Below are 20,145 nucleotides of genomic sequence, written 5' to 3' on the forward strand. Positions count from 1 at the left end.
TGCGAGGGGGGTTGGCTCCGGCGGCAGGGATCGAACCTGCGACCAATTGATTAACAGTCAACTGCTCTACCGCTGAGCTACGCCGGAACGCGGGACGGCCTATAGCAACCCTTCGGAGCAGCGTCCAGAGGGTGCGGCCGAAGGTGACGCATGGTTCGCCGGGCGGATGCCGTGGCCGGATGCTTTTGTCCGGTCCTCTCCCGGTCTAGCCTTCGGGAATGATCCGCCGCTGGCTTCATGACCGCATGCCCCGTTCGCTGCTCGTCCGGGCGGCGCTGATCCTGCTGCTTCCGCTGGTGCTGCTCCAGATCATCGTCTCCATCGGCTTCGTCCAGCGGTATTACGAGGATGTCACACGCCAGATGACCGCCACGCTGGTCCTGGAGCTGGCCTTTCTCTCCGATCTCGCCGCGCGGGCCCCCGATGTCGCGGCCGCACAGGAGAGCGTCCGTTCGGTGGCCGAACCGCTCGGTCTGGCGGTGACGCTGCCGGCGGCCGACCCCCCGCGCCAGGCCGTGGATCCCTGGGATCTGCAGGGGCAGGCCATGGCCGCCACGCTGCGTGCCGGCCTGCCGGCCCTGATGGCCGTGGCAAGCAGTCCGCCGCCGGGCGTGTCCGTCTGGCTCGAGACGCCCCACGGCACCCTGCAGGTGGACTTCCCGCGCCGCCGCGTTTCGGCCGCGGCGCCGCATCAGCTTCTGGTGCTGACGATCGGAACCGGGCTTCTGCTGGCGGCGATCGCCTGGATCTTCCTGCGCAACCAGATGCGCCCGATCAAACGTCTGGCCGAGGCCGCGACGGCCTATGGCCGGGGACGGATCCTGCCCTTCGTCCCTCCGGGGCGACAGAAGTGCGCGCGGCCGGCGCCGCCTTCCTGGACATGCGCGCGCGGATCGAACGCCAGACCCAGAGCCGCACGGCCATGCTCGCCGGCATCAGCCATGATCTGCGCACACCGCTGACGCGGCTGAAGCTCGGTCTGTCGATGATCGAGCACGAGGATATCCCCGACCTGCTCCGCGATGTGGACGCCATGAGCCGGATGGTGGATGGCTTTCTGGACTTCGCCCGAAGCGAGGCAGAGGACCGGGTCGAGCCCACCGCGCTGGGACCTCTCGTCGCCGAGGTGGTCGAGACCTTCCGCCGTCAGGGACATGATGTGGAACATCCTGCACCGGATGATCCGGAAGGGCCGCTCCTGGATCTGCGCCCGTTGGCCATCCGCCGCGCGCTCGAGAATCTCCTGGCCAATGCCTGCACCTATGGCAGGCATGTGCGAGTGACGCTCTCCTTCGGGGAGAAGGCTGTCCGGATCACGGTGGAGGATGACGGCCCCGGCATTCCCCCCGAACGGCGCGAGGAGGCGATCCGCCCCTTCGTCCGTCTCGACGATGCCCGCAACCAGGATCGCGCGGGTGTGGGGCTCGGACTGGCCATCGTGGCGGATATCGCGCGCGTTCATGGGGGCGCGCTGCGGCTGGGCGAAAGCGGGATGGGCGGCCTTCGGGCCGATATCGTCCTGGCGCGTTAGGCCGTCCCCTGTCTGCCCGCCATGGCCCAGACGGCGAATTCCTGCGGACGGGCCGCGCGCAGCCGCGCCTCGGTTGCCGGGGATAGGGCAATCTCCATCGCGGGCGATTCATTGAGACGCGGCAGATCAAGCCGCAGCCCCAGCCTTTCGGACAGGAAGGCATGCAGCCGTTCGGGCTCTTCATAGCGGAACAGATGGGTGACGCCCTGCGTGCCGTCCTCGTTGAGGACATAGCGGGCCTGCTGTCCGACCTGCGCGAAGGGGGCAGGCCGGTCCTTGCAGTATTCCTCCACGAAGGCATCGAAGGTCATGCCTCGCGTGCTGTTGGGCCGGCCGGCGATGTCGTCCCTTGTGCGATAGCGGAACCAGCTTCCCAGCCAGCTCACCGGTTCGCGCAGCACGGCAACGGTCTCGAAATCCGAGGCTCCGCCGGCGGCCAGCAGCGGCTCGATGAAGCGGCGATAGCGATAGAGGGGCGAATGCTTGATCTGCGGCGGGTCGCGCAGCACGAGCGCGGCACGCGGCGCCAGTGCGCCTTCGAGCGCGGTTGTGCCCGTCTTGGGCACGGCGAGCAGCACCAGCCGCTCCTTCCAGAACACGAGCACGCGGTCTTCTCCTGCGACAGATTGCTCCCTCCTGCCGAAGGGGCAGCGTTAACCCCGTGTTAACCATGCTCTGGCAGGATGCTTCAAGGTCGATTCGTCTTGATTTGTTCGCGTTTCGGTCCCATATCGGGGTCTGGAACAGATCAGGAACGAAACGCCTGATTGCCGTCATGGGGGCGGCCGTGCAACAAGGGGCCAGACATGGCAGTGGCGAACATTCTCAACATGACCGACAAGAAGACGGCCGACAGGCAGAAGGCCCTCGAAAGCGCCCTCCAGCAGATCGAGCGGCAGTTCGGCAAGGGCTCCATCATGCGCCTCGGCCAGGGCCAGGCCATCCCGGAGATCGAGGCGACATCCACCGGCTCGCTCGGTCTTGACATCGCGCTCGGCATCGGCGGGTTGCCCAAGGGCCGCATCATCGAGATCTACGGTCCCGAATCCTCGGGCAAGACCACGCTGACCCTCCATGTCGTCGCGGAGGAACAGAAGAAGGGCGGGGTCTGTGCCTTCGTGGATGCCGAACATGCGCTCGACCCGCAATATGCGCGCAAGCTGGGCGTCAATCTCGACGAGCTGCTGATCTCCCAGCCGGATACGGGCGAACAGGCGCTCGAGATCGTCGATACGCTGGTGCGTTCGGGGGCGGTCTCCCTTGTCGTCGTGGATTCGGTCGCCGCCTTGACCCCGAAAGCCGAGCTCGAGGGCGACATGGGCGACAGCTCGGTCGGCGTCCATGCCCGCCTGATGTCCCAGGCGATGCGAAAGCTCACGGGGTCCATCGCGCGTTCGAACTGCATGGTGATCTTCATCAACCAGATCCGCATGAAGATCGGCGTGATGTTCGGCTCGCCCGAGACGACGACGGGCGGCAATGCGCTCAAGTTCTATGCCTCGGTCCGTCTCGACATCCGCCGTATCGGCGCAGTCAAGGACCGCGACGAGGTTGTCGGCAACACCACCCGCGTGAAGGTTGTCAAGAACAAGGTCGCCCCGCCCTTCAAGGAGGTGGAGTTCGACATCATGTATGGCGAGGGGATCTCCAAGACCGGGGAACTCATCGATCTCGGCGTGAAGGCCGGCGTGATCGAGAAGTCCGGATCCTGGTTCTCCTATGGCGATGAAAGGATCGGGCAGGGGCGGGAGAATGCCAAGCAGTTCCTGCGCGACCATCCGGATATCGCCCTCGCCATCGAGGACAAGATCCGCGCCGCCCATGGACTCGACTTTTCCATGAGCGATACCGCAGGCCGGGACGAGGACGGGGATCTGGTAGAGATCTGAAGTCCGGCTAGCCCCTGCGCATGGGCGGAGCCTTGTGGCTCCGCCCCGTTCTTCTTGACATGACGGGGTCAGACGACGGGGGTCAGAAGCGGTAACCGATTCGCATGCCCACCGTGAGGGCGTCGTTGCCTTCGAACACGGCGCCCACCTGTTCGGTCGAGGAGTCGCCCAGCCGCGTGTAGCGCACCGCCCCCGTCACCTCGAGGGCGTCGCTCACGTAGTAGGTTCCCGTCACCTGGAGTCCGAGCTGCCCGTCCACCGGCGACAGGTTGGAGACCCCGCCTTGGCCCGTCACGGGGTCGTAGTCGCTGGCGATCCCCGGCTCGTAGATGATCGAGGCGGAGGCGGCGAACTGATCGGTGAAGCGGCGGCCGAGGCCGATCGTGTAGGTCGTGTAGTCGCCTTCATAATCCACGACGGGGCGGCCCGTCAGATAGGCGGCCCGTCAGATAGTTGTCGAGCTCGATCACCGTCTCGGACCATTCCGCCCAGCGGATCGAGCCGAACAGCAGCGTGTTCGCCGCAATGCCGGTGCGGAAGTCGAGATTGATCGACCGGGGCATCGTGTAGCGTGTCGTCCCCGTGCCTGACATGGTGCCGAGGGGGGACGACACCGTGTAGCGGTAATCGTTCTCGAAGCTCAGTTCCGAGGAATAGGTGAGCGCCACGCGCAGCGCGATCTCGGGCTTCTCGTAGGCGGCGCCCACGACAAAGCCGATGTCCCGGTCGGGATCGAAACTGGCCTCGTAGGTGGCGAAGACCGGACCTGTGGCGGTGATCGCGGCGATCGAGCGGACGAACAGGTCGGCGTCGACCTGCACCATCCGCGCCCCGGCATGGATGCTGAAGTTGTCGTTGAGGCGGTAGCGTCCCAGAGCCGTGATCCCGCTCGACTCGAAGGACGCGCGCGACCCGGCGATGGGGTAGGTCGGGTCCGCGTCGCCATAGTCCGCATCTGCGCCGAAGGGCTGGTCGTAGATGACGGCAAAGGAAAGCTGTTCGTTGACGTCGAACTTGCCCGACACCACGCCCTGCCCGAAGGCTTCGGCCGCATTGCCCGACCGGCTTGTGCCGAAGGGGGTGCTGTGCGTGCCCTCGACCGTAGGCATGGTGTAGCCAAAGCTCAGCTCTACATAGTTGCCCGGCTCGAAGAGAGCTGACACAGGCTGCGCGGATCGATCGAGGGCCCCTGCCAGAACCGACGATGCGGACAACGCCAGCCATGTCGGTGCGCCCAGCCATATGCGAAGCATGATTTCCTCCCCATCCCGCAAGGGTTGTTTTGAGAAGAAACATCACGGCCCTGTCAGGAGGGCGTCAACTTCGACGCTGCGTCACGGTGGGTCAGGCCCCGGCGACCGCCCTGCAGCGTCAGGGTATTTCCCCCCAGGATCAGCGCCGCCCCCAGGAATACCGCCGCATCGAGCGGCTCGGCATAGAGGATCCAGGCGACGATGGCGATGACGGGCAGGCGCAGGAAGTCCATCGGCATCACGACCGAGGCGGGCGCCGCCCCCAGCGCCGAGGTGAGGCACAGATGCGCCGAAAGCCCCGTTGCCCCGATCACCAGCAGCCAGGGGATCTGCGCCGCTTCGGGCATGGTCGGCCAGGTCCCATCCCATCCCACCGTGACGGCCGAGAAACCGAGCTGCATCAGGTTGAGCCAGAACAGGACCGCGACGACCGGCTCGGTCCGCGTGAGGCGCCGCGTGATCAGGGAGGTCAGCGCGAAGAACAGGGCACAGGCCAGCCCCGCCGCCAGACCGGGGCCGTGCAGGCCCGAAACGCCGGGTCGCACCACGAGCAGAACCCCAGCAAAGCCGATCAGCCCGCCAAGAAGCTTTCGCCGTGTCAGTGCTTCCCCGGCCAGCAGAGGCGCAAGCAGGATGACCCAGAGGGGCGAAGTGAATTCGAGGGCGAAGACCTGTGCGAGCGGCAGCAGCGTCAGCGCATGAAGCCATGTGACCTGTCCGCAGAAATGGAGCAGGTTGCGCAATCCGTGCAGGCCCATCCGTCGCGGTCGAGCGGCTGCCATCCGCCCCGTCGCGGCGAGAAAGAGCGTGACCGCCGCCAGGCCGATCGCACTGCGGAACAGCATGATCTCGAAGGCATCGAAGGTGGCGGAGACCTCGCGCACCCCGACGGCGAGGAGAGAGAAACTCGCGATGGCACCGGTCATCCAGAGGGCCGCTGCCGTCGTGCCGCGGAGCCTCACGCCGTCACCAGAACCTTGACCTCGGAGGGGCCCGGCACTTCGGACAGAACCGCGGGGAGCTCGTCGAGTCCGATCTCGCGCGTGACCAGTGGCCCCGCCCGCACCGCGCCCGAGGCAAGAAGCGCCAGCGCGCGCCCCTGGGTGAAGGGGTTGAGGAAGGCGGTCCGCAGCGAAACTTCGCGGAAGAGCCAGTCGAAGGGTTCCCAGCTCACCGTCTCGCCCGCCGGCATGACGCCCAGGATCACCGCCCGTCCGCCCCGCGCGGCAAGGCGCGGGGCCTCGCGCGCCGTTTCGGCCACCCCGGCGCATTCGAGGACGCAGTCCGCCCCCTTCGGCCAGGCCGCACGGGCTTCGGCGGCATCGGCGACGGTCTCTGCACCCAGATCCTCTGCGATGCGCCGCCGATGAGGCGAGCGTGTGGCCAGCATCACCTCGCCGCCTGCAAGGCGGGCGAGCTGGACGCAGAGCAGACCGATCACGCCCCCGCCCAGAACCAGAACCCGTTCGCCCGGCTGGATGGCGGCGATGTCGATCGCATGCAGGCAGCAGGCCAGGGGTTCGGCCAGGGCGGCATCGCGCAGGGACAGGCCTGCGGGCAGATGCAGGGCCCGATGGGCGGGAAAGGCGCAGAGCTCGCCGAAGCCGCCGTCCCGCCCCACGCCGACCGCAACCAGCCGCTCGCAGAGATTGACGCGGCCCATGAGGCAGGCTGCGCAGCCCCCGCAGGCGATGTTGGGGTCGCAGGCCACGCGGTCGCCGATGGCATGGCTCGACACGCCCTCGCCCAGAGCGACCACCTCGCCCGAGAATTCATGCCCCAGCGTGACAGGCGGGCGGCAGGGGAACTCTCCCTTCAGCAGGTGCCGGTCGGTTCCGCAGATGCCGGCATGGGCGACCCGGACAAGAACCTCACCCGGTTCCGGTTCCGGCTCGGGCGTGTCGAGGACCGCGAAGCGGCCGACCGAGAGGAGGCGACCGGCCCGCATCATTCGAGCTCGATCGTGCCGGGGGGCTTGGATGTCACGTCATAGAACACGCGGTTTACTCCCCTCACCTCGTTGATGATACGGGTGGCGGTCTCGGCAAGGAAGCCCGGCTCGAAGGGGAACCAGTCGGCCGTCATGCCATCCACCGATGTCACCGCCCGCAGGCCCACGGCCCAGTCATAGGTGCGTCCGTCGCCCATCACGCCGACCGTCCGCATGGGCAGGATCGCCGCAAAGGCCTGCCAGATCCTGTCATAAAGGCCGTGCCGGCGGATCTGGTCGATGAAGACGGCATCCGCCTCGCGCAGGATCGCGAGCTTTTCCCGCGTCACGGCCCCGGGGCAGCGGATGGCGAGCCCGGGTCCGGGGAAGGGATGGCGGCCAACGAAGCTTTCGGGCAGGCCCAGCTCGCGCCCGAGGGCGCGCACCTCGTCCTTGAACAGCTCGCGCAGCGGCTCCACGAGCTTCAGCCCCATGCGCTCGGGCAGGCCGCCGACATTGTGGTGGCTCTTGATCGTCACCGATGGCCCGCCGGTGACGGAAACCGATTCGATCACATCCGGATAGAGCGTGCCCTGGGCCAGGAACTCCGCCCCGCCGGCGGCCTGTGCATGCTCCTGGAAGACCTCGACGAAGAGCCGTCCGATGATCTTGCGCTTGGTCTCCGGGTCCTCGACCCCCTCGAGTGCCGCGAGAAAGCGTTCCGATTCGTCGGCATGGACAAGGGGGATGTTGTAATGGTCGCGGAACATGGTCACGACCTGTTCCGCCTCGCCCTTGCGCAGCAGGCCATGATCCACGAAGACACAGGTCAGGCGGTCGCCGATGGCCTCGTGGATGAGGACGGCGGCGACCGAGGAATCCACCCCCCCCCGACAGGCCGCAGATGACCCGTCCCGTCTCGCCCACCTGATCGCGGATGCGGGCGATGGCCTCCTCGCGGAAGGCGCCCATCGTCCAGTCTCCGCGAAAGCCGGCGATGCGCAGGAAGTTGCGGTAGAGGATCCCGCCATTGGGGGTGTGATGCACCTCCGGATGGAACTGCACGGCATAGAAGTGCCGATCCGGGTCGGCGACGATGGCGAAGGGCGCGCCGGCCGATGTCCCGAAGACGCGGAAGCCGGGGGCGAGGCGACTCACATGATCGCCATGGCTCATCCAGACCTGTTCGGGGCCGTTGCGGAACCAGCCTTCGAGAAGATCCAGAGGCTCGCCCGTGGATTGCACGAAGGCCCGCCCGAATTCCGCGCGACCGTCGCCCCGCTCCACCTGCCCCCCCAGCTCCTGCATCATCGCCTGCTGGCCGTAGCAGATGCCGAGCACCGGCACGCCCAGTGCGAAGATCTCGCGGCGGGGGGAGGGGCGTACCCGGCGCATAGACCGAGGACCGGCCCGCCCGAGAGGATCACCGCCTTGGCGCGAAGGCCTTCAGGAAGTCGGGGGGTGACCGCATGACAGGGGTGGATCTCGCAATAGGCGTTCAGCTCGCGCAGGCGGCGCGCGATGAGCTGCGTCACCTGGCTGCCGAAATCCACGATCAGGCAGCGGTCGTGCTGGGCGGGGGGCGTCGTCGCATCCTGGGTCATGGGCCGGGCATAGGCGCCGGACCGGGGGCGTGCAAGCGCTGCCCCTGTCCCCGCGATGTCGTTTTCCGCCCGCGGGTGGCGTATCCTCGCCCTTGTCGCGCTGCCGCCTCCGGTAGGAGGCCATCGAATGACTGGAGGACTCAGCATGTCGGATGTCGCCGAAGCGGGAACGGGGCGCCGGGCGCGGGGGGGCGGCGGGGCCGCGCGCCGGGCCGAACGCAGTGCGCTGAGCATCGAGACCGCCCGGTTCATCGAGCGGCGCATCCCGAATTTCGAGGTGCTGAACGAGGAAGCCCTCGAGATCATCGAGCACAATGCCGAAACCGTGCTCGAGGAGATCGGCGTCAAGTTTGTGGAGAATCCCGCCGCCCTCGAACGCTGGAAGGCGGCCGGTGCCGACGTGAAGGGCGACCATGTCCGCATTCCCCGCGGCCTGGCGCGTCAGCTCTGCTCGACCGCGCCGTCCCGCTTCACCCAGCATGCCCGCAACCCCGCCCGCAACGTGGAGATCGGGGGGCGGAACCTGGTGCTGGCGCCGGTCTACGGCCCGCCCTTCGTGCGCGATCTCGAAGGCGGGCGCCGCTACGCCACGCTCGCGGATTTCCGCAATCTGGTGAAGCTCGGCTACATGTCGAAATGGCTGCACCATTCGGGCGGCACCGTCTGCGAACCGACCGACGTGCCCGTGAACAAGCGCCATCTCGACATGCTGCTGGCGCATATGACGCTGTCGGACAAGCCCTTCATGGGGTCGGTCACCGCGCCCGAGCGCGCGCAGGACAGCGTGGACATGGCCTCGCTCCTCTTCGGGGCGGACTTCGTCCAGCAGAACACGGTGATGACGTCGCTCATCAACATCAACTCGCCGCTGGTGTTCGACGGCATCATGATGGGTGCGCTCGAGGTCTATGCCTCCAACAATCAGGCGACCATCATCTCTCCCTTCATCGTCGGCGGGGCGATGGCCCCCGTGACCGTCGCAGGGACGCTGACGCAGGTCCTGGCGGAGATCCTGGCCGGCGTCGCCTACAGCCAGCTCGTCCGGCCCGGCGCGCCGGTGATCGCCGGCGCCTTCGTGACATCCATCGACATGAATTCGGGCGCGCCCACCTTCGGCACGCCGGAGGCCTCGCACATCACCTACGGGGCGGGTCAGCTCGTCCGGCGCCTCGGCCTGCCCTACCGGAGCGCCGGGGCCTTCTGCGGCTCCAAGCTGCCCGATGCACAGGCGGCCTACGAATCGGCCAATTCGCTGAACATGGGCCTGCTGGCGGGCGTCAACTTCATGCTCCATGCCTGCGGCTGGCTGGAGGGGGGGCTTGTCTCCTCCTACGAGAAGTTCGTCATGGATGCCGACCAGCTCGGGATCCTTCACCATTTCGCGGCCGGCGTGGACCTGAGCGAGAACGGGCAGGGCCTGGACGCCATCCGCGAGGTCGGCCCCGGCGGCCATTACCTCGGCTGTGCTCATACGCAGGCCAACTTCAAGACGGCCTTCTGGCGGACCGAGCTTCTCGACTACAAGCCCTTCGAGACATGGGAGGAAGAAGGCGGGCGCGATACCGTGACCCTTGCCGCCGAGAGGGTGAAGCGGCTCCTCAATGCCTACCAGCCGCCGGCGCTGGACGAAGGCATCCGCGAATCGCTCGAGGCCTTCGTGGCACGGCGCAAGGAGTCGATGCCCGACGCCTTCGTCTAGGGCTCTCATCCCCGCACCGCCTGCAGACGCGAGGCCGCGCGCAGCAGCCGCGCCTCGCCTAGCAGCGCCGACAGCACCGCCACATGCCGCGCGGGGGAATAGTCGCCCGCGCCGTTCACCCTTGCCTGTTCGATGGCCGATTCGAGCTCGATCAGGCGCAGGATCGCCTCGCCGAAGCGGGGCGGGCGCTCGCCGCCGATGAGTCGGCACAGATGCAGGGCGCGGTCATAGCTTTCGGCCCCGAATCGCGCCGCGCTCACAAGGAGTCGGGGGCGGTTGATGGTGGCAATCAGTCCCAGAAGATCGTGCATCGGCCTGTCCCTTGCCCTGATGTGGCGCAGTGGTGGCGGAAGTGTGGCACAACCTTGGCGGGTGTTGCGCGAATCGGGGGAGGAGCGCGCGGTGCTGCAACGATTGGTTAAGATTCGGAAACCATTCTGCTGCTCAACCGGGTGATCTTAAGATTCCGGTAACCAATACAACCTCAGGTTGCCCCTGCGCCAAAGAGCCGTCAGGCCGCGGCGCCAAAGGGCAGGAGTGGCAGGACATGACGAAGGGAAAAGGGCTTCCCGCGCGGGAGCCGCAGACAGCAACGCGCAGCAGGCAGCCGGGAATGCCGGCTTGGGTGCCGGAAGCGGCACGCATCTATCTGGCCCATGTGGAGGAGGGGCGTTCGATCCGGGATCTCGCACGCGAGGCCCAGGTGCACCCTTCGACGATCCTGCGACAGGTGCGCCGGATCGAATCGTCCCGCGATGATCCCCTCGTGGACGAGGCGTTGCGCAGGCTGGCCGGATCGTCGCGCCCCCTTGCGTTGACCGATCCCGCGCTCGAACGCCGGGCGCTGCCGGCGCTGCGGCGCCTGGCCGAGCCGGATGCGGTCCTGGCCGTGGCCCGCGACATGGAAAACGGTGTCATCCTGCGCGAAAGGCCGGGATCCGATCCGGTGCGGCTTCATGTCCTGGAACGGGGGGTGGCTGAATCGATGGCTCTGCGGGGCTGGATCGATTGCCCCGATCTCGGGGCGCGCATCCGCCGCTATCGCATCACCGGACCGGGGCGCGAGGCGCTGCGCCGGGCGCTGGCGGAGGACGCGATGGCCGCACGTGGCCTGGCCGAGGCGCCGACCCCCTTCCGCGGTCCCGAGAACGCATCGGACCCCCATCTGAGCCATCTGCGCCCGACGCTGGTCGAATCGCCCCTTGTGGCCCTGTCGAGGCGCCGCGACGGCGAAGGGCAGCCCTTCCTCTGTCGCGAACTCGTCGCCGCGGGCGAAAGACTGCGCGAGGATTACGACATTGCCGGCACCGGTCCCGCGTTCGACTGGGAAGGGGTGCTGCGCGATCTGGCCGAAGGCGCCCTGCCAGGTGCGCCCGAGCGCACCGGGCCGCTGGCTGCGCGCGGGCGCGTGCTCGCCGCGCTCAACGATCTCGGCCCGGGGCTGGCCGACGTGGCCCTGCGCTGCTGCTGCCTGACCGAGGGGCTCGAGCTCGTGGAGCGGCGCATGGGCTGGTCGCAGCGCTCGGGCAAGATCGTCCTGCGCATCGCGCTCCAGCGGCTGCGCCAGCATTATGACCTGCATCGTCCGGCTCCGGGACCGCTGATCGGATAGGGAAGACAGGGCCCGGCCCCGTCGTCGCACCAGGCCGGGCCCTGCATGGACTTTGCAGAGCGGCAGGGCTATCTCCGTCGCATGACGCGAGGGAGAGCCATGCGCGACCTGACCGATCCCGCCTCTCGCCACCCCGAAAAGGCCCATCGCCCCGATCAGGCCCAGCCGCGCAAGCCCGCCTGGATCCGTGTCAAGGCGCCCACCTCGCCCGGCTATCGCGCCACAGCGGCCCTCATGCGCGAACATCGCCTGACCACAGTGTGCGAGGAGGCCGGATGCCCCAATATCGGCGAATGCTGGGCGCAGGGGCATGCGACCATGATGATCATGGGCGAGATCTGCACCCGCGGCTGCACCTTCTGCAATGTCGCCACGGGCCGGCCCGATGCGCTCGACCCCTTCGAGCCGGGCCGCGTGGCCGATGCGGTGGCAAGGCTCGGTCTTTCGCATGTCGTCGTGACCTCGGTGGACCGTGACGACCTGCCCGATGGCGGGGCCGAGCATTTCGCCATGACGATCCGCGCCATTCGCCGCCGATCCCCCGGCACGACCATCGAGGTGCTGGTTCCCGATTTCCTGCGCTGCGGGCCCGAGGCTCTCGAGACCGTCGTTGCCGCCCGGCCGGATGTGTTCAACCACAATCTCGAGACGGTGCCCGGCCTCTACCCGGAGGTGCGGCCGGGCGCGCGCTATTTCCATTCGCTGCGGCTTCTCCAGCGTGCCAAGGAACTGGACCCCGCCCTGTTCACCAAATCCGGGATCATGGTCGGTCTGGGCGAGGATCGTCAGGCCGTTCTTCAGGTCATGGACGACATGCGGTCGGCGGATGTCGATTTTCTGACCATCGGCCAGTATCTCCAGCCCACGCCCAAACATCACCGGGTGGACCGCTTCGTCACGCCCGAGGAGTTCGCCGCCTATGAGGCCGCGGCGCGCGGCAAGGGTTTCCTGATGGTCTCGGCCAGTCCGCTGACCCGCTCCAGCTATCACGCCGGAGAGGACTTTGCCCGGCTGCGGGCCGCCCGCGAGGCCAGGCTGGCCGCCCGCTAGACGCGACAGGCAAAACCGGCCGAGGCGATCCCCGTCCCGGGCCGCATTCGCCCCCGCATCCCCGGAAGACGCGATGCGGGCGGCGCGCCCCTATGCGGAGCCCAGGCGGATCACCGGCTCCATCCGGGTCAGCACATCATCCGGCAGATGACATTTCACCTGATGGCCGGGGGCAAGCCGGCGCAAGGGCGGCACGACCGTTTCGCACAGGGTGCCGGGGGGTTCGATCCCGTCGCGCGAGGGAACCTGCGCCTTGCGCGGGCAGCGCGTCTGGAAGGGACAGCCCGGCGGCGGGTTCATGGCCGAGGGGATCTCGCCCTCCAGCACGATATGCGTCTTTTCCACCTGCGGATCGGCGATCGGCACAGCCGACAGCAGCGCCTCGGTATAGGGGTGGTAGGGCGGGGCGAAGACCTGCTCGGTGGTGCCGATCTCGACCACATGGCCCAGATACATGACCAGCACCCGGTCCGACAGGTAGCGCACGATGGACAGGTCATGGCTGATGAACAGGAGTGTCGTGCCCTTCTCGCGCTGGATATCCATGAGAAGGTCGGTCACCGCGGCCTGCACCGAGACATCCAGCGCCGAGACGGGCTCATCCGCGATCACGACCTGCGCATCCCCGGCAAAGGCGCGGGCGATCCCCACCCGCTGCTTCTGCCCGCCGGAGAGCTGGCGCGGCATCCGGTCGGCAAAGGCGCGGGGCAGCTTCACCAGATCCAGAAGGCGGAGCATCCGTTCGCGCCGCTCTGCGCCCGACCGGCCCACGCCGAACACCTCGAGCGCGCGGATGATCTGCCGCCCCACGGTCATCGAGGGGTTGAGCGTGTCGAAGGGGTTCTGGAAGACCATCTGCAGGCGGCCGATGGTGGCCGGATCGCGCGCCTCGACAGGCTTGGACTGCAGCTCCTCGTTCAGAAGGACCACGCGACCGCCTGTTGCCGTCTCGAGGCCCATCAGCACCTTGGCCAGGGTGGACTTGCCGCAGCCTGATTCGCCGACGATGGCCAGCGTCTCGCCCGCGCGGGCCTCGAAGCTCAGGGATTCGTTGGCCTTGACGACGCGCGCCGCCCGGCTGGCAAAGGGGCCGCTGGCCGTGGTGTAATACTTGCGCAGATCCTCGACCCGCAGGACGACGTCGCCCTGTTCTGCGGGCGGGCGGGTCTGGACATCGGCGGGGGGGGGCATCCCAGTCGATCTCCTGCCAGCGCAGGCAGCGGGTGTCGTGCCGGTCCCCGCCCGGGCACGGGGGTCATGGGGATGTCCTGCGCGTCGCAGCGGCCCTGCTGGAAGTAGTCGCAGCGCGGCCCGAAATTGCAGCCCGGGGGACGTTCGTGCGGCAGGGGAAAGTTGCCGGGAATCGCCCGCAGCGGGCGGGCCGTCTTGTCCGCACCCGGCAGCGGGATCGAACGGAACAGCGCCTGGGTATAGGGATGGCGCATCCGCGTGAAGACCTCGCGCACGGTGCCCCGTTCCACGGCCTCGCCGGAATACATCACGCAGATGCGGTCGCAGGTTTCGAGCACGAGGCCGAGATTGTGGCTGATGAACAGCATGGAGGTGCCGTATTTCCGGCCCAGCTCCTTCACCAGTTCCACCACCGCCGCCTCGACCGTGACATCCAGCGCTGTCGTCGGCTCGTCGAGGATCAGGAGCGAGGGCCGCGCCATCAGCGCCATGGCGATGACGATGCGCTGCTGCTGACCCCCCGAAAGCTGATGGGGATAGCTCTTCAGGATGCGCTCGGGATCCGGCAGGCGGACATCGCGCACGACCTCGAGCGCGCGCTCGCGCGCTTCCTGCTCGCTGGCGCCCTGATGAATCATCGGCACTTCCATGAGTTGCCGGCCGATCCTCATGGCAGGGTTGAGCGAGGCCATGGGCTCCTGATAGATCATCGCGATCTGGGATCCGCGGATGCCCCGCAGCTCCGCCTCGGACAGGGTGGCCAGGTCGCGCCCCTTGAAGCGGATCGCCCCCCCCACGATCCGTCCGTTGACCCCCAGATCGCGCATGATGCCAAGGGCGACCGTGCTCTTGCCGCAGCCTGATTCGCCGACTAGGCCGACCGCCTCGCCCGGCATCACCGTGCAGGAGAAGTCCATGACGGCCGGGATTTCGCGCAGACGGGTGAAGAAGGAGATGGAAAGCCGGTCGATCTCGAGCAGCGGCTCGGCGCCTGCGGCGCCGGAACCCGCGATGCGGGGGGATGGGGCGGCAGGACCCGGCAGGCCGGCAGGGGGCATGGCGTCGGTCATCGGTCAGTCCTTCAGGGATTCTTCGCGCAGCCCGTCCGCGAGCAGGTTGAGCCCGAGCACCAGCGTCAGCAGCGCCACGGCGGGGACCAGAGCCGGATGCGGAAAGATCGACAGCAGCTGCCGACCGGCATTGATGGTGGAGCCCCAGTCCGGGCTGTCGGGCGGCAGGCCCAGGCCGAAGAAGCCGAGAGCCCCCAGCAGGATCGTCGTGTAGCCGATGCGCAGGCAGAAATCGACGATCAGCGGCCCGCGCGCATTGGGCAGGATCTCCCACAGCATGATGTACCAGGGGCGTTCGCCCCGTGTCTGGGCGGCGGCCACATAGTCGCGCGTCTTGATGTCCATGGTCAGGCCGCGCACGATGCGAAAGACGGTGGGCGAATTGACGAACACCACCGACACGAAGACCACGAGCACCCCCGAGGGGATGTCGAACAGGTCGAACCGTCCCATGAAATCGAGCGGCGTCCCCCGCTGGCTGATGAGCGACAGATAGAGCCATCCCAGTCCCGCGACGACGGCGGCGACGAGGATTGCGCCGCGCTTCGGGTCGGTGCGGAAGCGCGACCAGAGCAGGACGGCAGCGAACAGGATCGGGAACAGGAACAGCCCGGCGGCCATGTAGCTCGGCAGGCCGGTCTCGACGATCTCGGGCGTCACCAGAAGATAGAACAGGAGGATCACCGGGAAGGCGAGGATCAGGTTGGCGATGAAGGACAGCGCGACATCGAGCCGCCCGCCCCGGTAGCCCGCCGGGAGGCCCAGGACGATCCCCACCATGAAGGCAAAGAGCGTGGCCAGGGGGGCGATCTGGATCACCGTCCAGCTTCCCATCACCATGCGCGAGAAGACATCCCGCGCGAGATTGTCGCCCCCCAGGAGGTAATGCGCGCCCGGTCCCCAGACCTCGGCATGGGGCAGGGGCACCCCCGGCGGCTTGTTCTTGAGGCCGGAGATGGCGGTCAGCGGCTCATGCGTGGCGATCCATCCGAACAGCCCGGCGAAGAGCGCCGTGTAGACCCAGAACATCACCAGGCCGAAGCCGATCATGCCCACCGTCGAATCGAACAGGCGTCCATAGAGGCCCAGCCGGCGCCGGAAGAGGAAGGACAGGGCAAAGGTCAGGGCCAGGGCGATCCAGACGGGCAGGAAACGCCGCGAGATCGCCCCCACGATCCCGGCTTCGCCATAGGGCAGCAGCAGTCCGGCCAGGAGATAGCCGAGCAGGAGGAGAAGCAGGAGCGCCCCTGTCAGGCGGACAGCCAGAACGGCCCATCGGCGCGGCCGCTGCGACAGCCTGACTGTCCCATCCGGCTGAGGCAGCGGCCCGGACGCCGGAATGAACATCCCCACGAGCAGGGAGGCCAGGACGGACAGGCCGAACAGTCCCGCCGCCACCCCGAGGAGCGGATCGAGCCATGTGCCGATGGGGCCGGTCCAGGTCAGCGGTTCCATCCGAGGGCCTTTCTAGGACAGCCGGATGCGCGGATTGAGCAGCGCATAGCCGATGTCGGAGACGAGCTGTGTCACCAGCACCACGAAAACCGCCACGACCGAGATGCCAAGCAGCAGGTCGATGTCGTTGTTGGACGAGGCCTCGACCAGCGTCCAGCCGAATCCCTTGTAGTTGAACAGGCTTTCCACGATCACCACCCCGGTCAGGAGCCAGGGGAACTGGAGCATGATGACCGTGAAGGGTGCGATCAGCGCATTGCGCAGAGCGTGCTTCAGCACCACCTTGGGGAAGCTCACGCCCTTGAGCCGCGCGGTGCGGATATATTGGGCGGTCATCACCTCGGCCATGCTCGCCCGTGTCATGCGGGCGATGTAGCCCATGCCATAGAGGGCGATGGTCATCACCGGCAGGGTGAAATTCGCGAAAGTTGCATCCTCCATCGCCGAGGTGGCCGAGCCGTTGAACCAGCGCAGCCCCACGGCCGAGGAGGTGAAGACCGCGATGAACACCACGCCCGAGACATATTCGGGTGTTGCCGTCGTCAGGATCGAGCCGGCCGAGAGCGCACGGTCGAGGCGCGAGCCCTCCCGCATCCCGGCCAGCACACCGATGACCAGCGCGCCGGGCACCATGACAACCAGCACCCAGAACATGAGCTTGCCGGTCAGCGCCAGTCCGCGCGCGACGACATCGGCGACCTCCATCCGGAAGACGCGGGAATAGCCCCAGTCCCCCTGAAGGATTCCGCAGTAGCGGGGGGCCTGCTCCGGGGTCATCCCCGGCTGGATGCAGCGGCCGCGGGTGATTCCGTCGCTGCCCTCGATCACCCATCCGGGCAGCACCCCCAGCCACTGCCCATAGCGCAGCAGGATCGGTTCGGCATAACCGTTCTTCTCGAGCCAGGATTCGACCTCGGCATCGGTGATCCGCGATCCGGCTTCGGACTTGGCCACCTTCTCGAGATTGGGTGCCAGATTGGTGAGCCAGAAGACGATGAAGGTCAGGCAGAAGGCCGTGACCAGCATCGTGAGAGTCCGGCGCAGGATGAAGACTGTCATCGTGACACCCTCTCAGCCTGTTTCCGAGGGCGAATCGAGCGGCGCGCATGGCACGCCGCTCCGGTTCCGTTCCGCGCCGGTCAGGCCTGCTCGATCCACCACTTGTAGTGGTGATGTTCGAAGGTGGGATGCTTTTCGGCACCATGCACCCCCGGGCGGGTATGGCGGAACAGCGACCGCCAGTAGGGCTGGATCAGGACCCCCTCGTCCAGCATGATCTGCTGGAGCTTGGCCATCACCTCGCGCCGGGCATCGGCATCGGCGATGGAGTTCGCCTCGGCCAGGAGGCGGTCGAATTCGGCATTCGAGAAGGCCGTCTCGTTCCAGGCGACCCCCGACTTGTAGGCGAGGTTCAGGACCTGCACGCCGAGCGGACGCATGTTCCATTCGGTGGCCGAGAAGGGATATTTCGTCCAGTCGTTCCAGAAGGTGGAGCCGGGCAGCACGGTGCGCTTCACCTTGAAGCCGGCATCGCGCATCTGCGCCGCCACGGCATCGCATGTCGCCGCCTGCCAGGAATCGTCGAGCGAGATCAGCTCGAACTCGGTGTCGCCGTGCCCGGCCTCGTCGAGCATCGCCTTGGCCGCGGCGGGGTCGGCCGGCTCGTTGATGCCGGGGGCGTATTCGGGATGGATGGGGCAGACATGGTGGTTCTCGGCCACCTGCCCGAGCCCGTTGTAGCCCAGCTCCAGCACGACATTGTTGTCCACGGCCCTCTGGATCGCCTTGCGCACGGCGCGGTTGTCATAGGGCGGGGCTGCCTGATGGAAGCGCACGGCCAGCGTCGCGGCGGTGAGGGCCTCCGACTTCACCCAGCCGATGCTGTCATAGATGTCGATGAAATCGCCGGTGGTCTGATAGTTGGCGTCGATCTCGCCGGATTCCGCGGCAGCGAGGACCGCGGCCGGATCGGTGCCGTAGTCGATATACTCGATCCGGTCGAGATAGGGGCCGCCATAGACCGCCGTGCCCCACCAGGTATGGTTCGGGTTGCGCACCAGGACCTGCCGCACTCCGACCTCGTTGACCTCGGGCAGCCAGGCACCTGTGCCGATCGGGTTGGCGGCCGGATCCTCGCCGTTGTAGCTGCGATGGACGACGGCGGCGGGATAATCCGCCATGTTGACGACAAGCGCGATGTCGGGGGCCGAGGCGTTGAGCTGCACCGTCAGGTCGTCGATGACCGTCACGGCATCCTCGCGCATCTGGTTCGTGCCGCCTTCCGCAATGTCACGCAGCACGTCGAAGCGCGAGGCCATCGAATTGCCTTCGGCCGTGCCGTCGCACCAGCGGCGGAGGTTGTGGACCACATCCTCGGCGGTGAAGTCGTCGCCGTTGTTCCACTTCACCCCGGGGCGCAGATGCAGCGTCCAGACGGTGGCATCCTCATTGGCTTCCCAGCTCTCCAGAAGCATGCCGCGCAGCGATCCGTCGCGCTGGTACTCCACCATGTAATCGAGCCAACCGCGGCAGAAATTCGCGTGTTCCGACCAGTCCCATGTGCGGGGGTCCTTGGTCGGGCGCAGCTCCATCTGCATGCGCAGCGTCCCGCCATGGACCGGGGTCATGCCCTCCTGCGCTTGGGCCGGGGCGGGAAGGCCGATCAGCGCATAGGCGGCCGCAGCCGACACGCCGAGCCCGGTGGCCCGCGTCAGGAATTCGCGCCGGGACAGCAGGCCCGCCTGCACCTCCCGGGCATACATCAGCGCGGCTGGATGGATGGTTTCCGCGCTCCGCTTGACTCCGGTCATCGTCTCTCCCCTCTGGCAGCCGTTCTTGTTGTGCCTGTTGCGGGCCTTTCGGGCCCGTCCGCCGCATCCGGCCTGCGGACGGCTCCATTGGGCACCGGGCAGGGGCGGGCGTCAAGGAACGGATTCGACGCTTTGGGGATCCGAAGCGTCACTCTGGAGTGCCGAAGCGACATATGTCCCGATCTCAGGGAAGGGGAATGGATGCCCATCCTGTCATCCGGTTGCGGAACCAGGTGCGCTGTCGCTTGGCATAGAGGCGGCTTGCCTGAACGGCGGCATCGCGTGCCTCGCGCAGGGACAGGCGCCCCTCCAGATGGGCGCGCAGCGGCGCGGCGCCCAGGGCCCGGAAGGCGGGGGCATTCTCGCGCCAGCGGGGCAGAAGCGCCTGCACCTCTGCCAGAGCGCCCTGTTCGAGCATGGCATCGAAACGGGCGGCGATCCGTGCATCAAGCCATGGCACGGCCGGGCGCAGGACAAGGGCCGTCGCCCGCGACAGGGGCAGCAGGGGCGGGGCGTCTCCGCCTGCCAGTCGGCCAGCCCGCGGCCCGTGGCGCGCAGCACCTCCCAGGCGCGCTGGACGCGCGCCCGGTTGCGCCGGTCCAGTCCGTCGCGCGTGCGCGCATCGAGACCGGCCAGCAACCTGTCGAGCGGCAGGGCATCCGCTTCGGCCCGGATGGCGGGGGGGAATGGGCGGGATCTCGGCCAGGCCCTGCGTGAGGGCCGTGAAATAAAGCCCTGTTCCACCTACAAAGATCGGCCTTTGCGGGGCATCGACGAAGGCCGCGGCCTCGCGCAGCCAGTGGCCGACCGAATAGGGCTGCTCCATCGCCACATGGCCGAACAGCGCATGGGGGACGGAGGCCTCTTCCTCGGGCGAGGGGCGGGCGGTCAGGATGCGCCAGCCGTCATAGACCTGAAGCGCATCGGCATTGACGATCACGCCGCCCTGCTCCTGCGCCAGGCGCAGGGCGAGGGCGCTCTTGCCGCTGGCCGTCGGACCGGCGATCAGGACGGGGCGATCGGGGGGGATGTCGCGCAGCAGGGCAGCCTC

General features: G+C 67.7%; 13 protein-coding genes, 1 tRNA gene and 4 pseudogenes. 5 read left to right on the forward strand and 13 right to left on the reverse strand.

Going from position 1 to position 20,145, the window contains the following annotated elements; all coding sequences use genetic code 11:
• Nucleotides 1-12: 12 nt before the first annotated feature.
• Nucleotides 13-87: transfer RNA gene (locus RUTHE_RS03865), tRNA-Asn, on the reverse strand.
• Nucleotides 88-218: 131 nt separating this feature from the next.
• Between RUTHE_RS03865 and RUTHE_RS03870 the strand changes: the two are divergent.
• Nucleotides 219-1,531: pseudogene (locus RUTHE_RS03870) on the forward strand (ATP-binding protein).
• Here the strand turns inward: RUTHE_RS03870 and RUTHE_RS03875 are convergent.
• Entirely contained in the window at nt 1,528-2,136 is a 609-nt protein-coding gene (locus RUTHE_RS03875; RefSeq protein WP_021096975.1) for a hypothetical protein, read from the reverse strand. The pseudogene RUTHE_RS03870 and the gene RUTHE_RS03875 overlap by 4 nt on opposite strands.
• A 201-nt stretch (nt 2,137-2,337) precedes the next feature.
• Here RUTHE_RS03875 and recA point away from each other — a divergent pair, with 201 nt between their 5' ends.
• Entirely contained in the window at nt 2,338-3,420 is a 1,083-nt protein-coding gene (gene recA / locus RUTHE_RS03880) for a recombinase RecA (protein WP_021096976.1), read from the forward strand.
• A gap of 82 nt (nt 3,421-3,502) precedes the next feature.
• Here the strand turns inward: recA and RUTHE_RS15315 are convergent, their stop codons facing one another.
• From RUTHE_RS15315 to guaA, 5 genes and pseudogenes are all read right to left on the reverse strand, one after another.
• The gene (locus RUTHE_RS15315) at nt 3,503-3,835 is read right to left on the reverse strand and encodes a hypothetical protein (protein WP_021096977.1); all 333 of its coding nucleotides are present in this window, start codon (nt 3,833-3,835) and stop codon (nt 3,503-3,505) included.
• Nucleotides 3,825-4,583: an outer membrane protein transport protein gene (locus RUTHE_RS15320; protein WP_051150373.1), complete on the reverse strand. Its 759-nt coding sequence runs from the start codon at nt 4,581-4,583 to the stop codon at nt 3,825-3,827. Before RUTHE_RS15320 ends, RUTHE_RS15315 begins: the two co-directional genes overlap by 11 nt.
• A gap of 143 nt (nt 4,584-4,726) precedes the next feature.
• On the reverse strand, nt 4,727-5,599 hold the full coding sequence (locus tag RUTHE_RS03890; protein WP_051150402.1) for a DMT family transporter: 873 nt from the start codon (nt 5,597-5,599) through the stop codon (nt 4,727-4,729).
• 32 nt (nt 5,600-5,631) lie between these two features.
• Nucleotides 5,632-6,621, reverse strand: a complete 990-nt coding sequence (locus tag RUTHE_RS03895) for a zinc-dependent alcohol dehydrogenase family protein (RefSeq protein WP_021096980.1) — start codon at nt 6,619-6,621, stop codon at nt 5,632-5,634.
• Nucleotides 6,621-8,207 (reverse strand): annotated as a pseudogene (gene guaA / locus RUTHE_RS03900) (glutamine-hydrolyzing GMP synthase). The gene RUTHE_RS03895 and the pseudogene guaA overlap by 1 nt, the downstream one beginning before the upstream one ends.
• A gap of 145 nt (nt 8,208-8,352) precedes the next feature.
• On the opposite strand from guaA, the gene RUTHE_RS03905 reads away from it, so the two are divergent.
• Nucleotides 8,353-9,906 carry a trimethylamine methyltransferase family protein gene (locus RUTHE_RS03905; RefSeq protein WP_021096982.1) on the forward strand — a complete coding sequence of 518 codons (1,554 nt, stop codon included), beginning with the start codon at nt 8,353-8,355 and terminating at the stop codon, nt 9,904-9,906.
• Nucleotides 9,907-9,911: 5 nt separating this feature from the next.
• On the opposite strand, the gene RUTHE_RS03910 is transcribed toward RUTHE_RS03905, so the two are convergent.
• Nucleotides 9,912-10,217, reverse strand: coding sequence for a DUF6477 family protein (locus tag RUTHE_RS03910; RefSeq protein ID WP_021096983.1), 306 nt, complete (start codon nt 10,215-10,217; stop codon nt 9,912-9,914).
• A gap of 302 nt (nt 10,218-10,519) precedes the next feature.
• On the opposite strand from RUTHE_RS03910, the gene RUTHE_RS03915 reads away from it, so the two are divergent.
• Both RUTHE_RS03915 and lipA read left to right on the forward strand, forming a co-directional pair.
• Complete coding sequence (locus RUTHE_RS03915) at nt 10,520-11,518, forward strand: DUF6456 domain-containing protein (protein ID WP_040644974.1); 999 nt, start codon at nt 10,520-10,522, stop codon at nt 11,516-11,518.
• Nucleotides 11,519-11,599: 81 nt separating this feature from the next.
• Nucleotides 11,600-12,568, forward strand: coding sequence for a lipoyl synthase (gene lipA / locus RUTHE_RS03920; RefSeq protein WP_245542205.1), 969 nt, complete (start codon nt 11,600-11,602; stop codon nt 12,566-12,568).
• Between the two features lie 90 nt (nt 12,569-12,658).
• On the opposite strand, the pseudogene RUTHE_RS03925 reads toward lipA, so the two are convergent.
• The 5 genes and pseudogenes from RUTHE_RS03925 to miaA form a co-directional block, all read right to left on the reverse strand.
• Nucleotides 12,659-14,772 (reverse strand): annotated as a pseudogene (locus tag RUTHE_RS03925) (dipeptide ABC transporter ATP-binding protein).
• Nucleotides 14,773-14,832: 60 nt separating this feature from the next.
• Nucleotides 14,833-16,284, reverse strand: a complete 1,452-nt coding sequence (locus RUTHE_RS03930) for an ABC transporter permease (RefSeq protein ID WP_021096988.1) — start codon at nt 16,282-16,284, stop codon at nt 14,833-14,835.
• A gap of 12 nt (nt 16,285-16,296) precedes the next feature.
• Nucleotides 16,297-17,343: an ABC transporter permease gene (locus tag RUTHE_RS03935; protein WP_021096989.1), complete on the reverse strand. Its 1,047-nt coding sequence runs from the start codon at nt 17,341-17,343 to the stop codon at nt 16,297-16,299.
• Nucleotides 17,344-17,423: 80 nt separating this feature from the next.
• Nucleotides 17,424-19,094 (reverse strand): ABC transporter substrate-binding protein, encoded by a 1,671-nt coding sequence (locus RUTHE_RS03940; RefSeq protein WP_021096990.1) that lies wholly within the window; start codon nt 19,092-19,094, stop codon nt 17,424-17,426.
• 184 nt (nt 19,095-19,278) lie between these two features.
• Nucleotides 19,279-20,136, reverse strand: a pseudogene (gene miaA, locus RUTHE_RS03945) (tRNA (adenosine(37)-N6)-dimethylallyltransferase MiaA).
• Nucleotides 20,137-20,145 lie beyond the last annotated feature (9 nt).

Source organism: Rubellimicrobium thermophilum DSM 16684 (assembly GCF_000442315.1).
Classification (GTDB): Bacteria; Pseudomonadota; Alphaproteobacteria; order Rhodobacterales; family Rhodobacteraceae; genus Rubellimicrobium; species Rubellimicrobium thermophilum.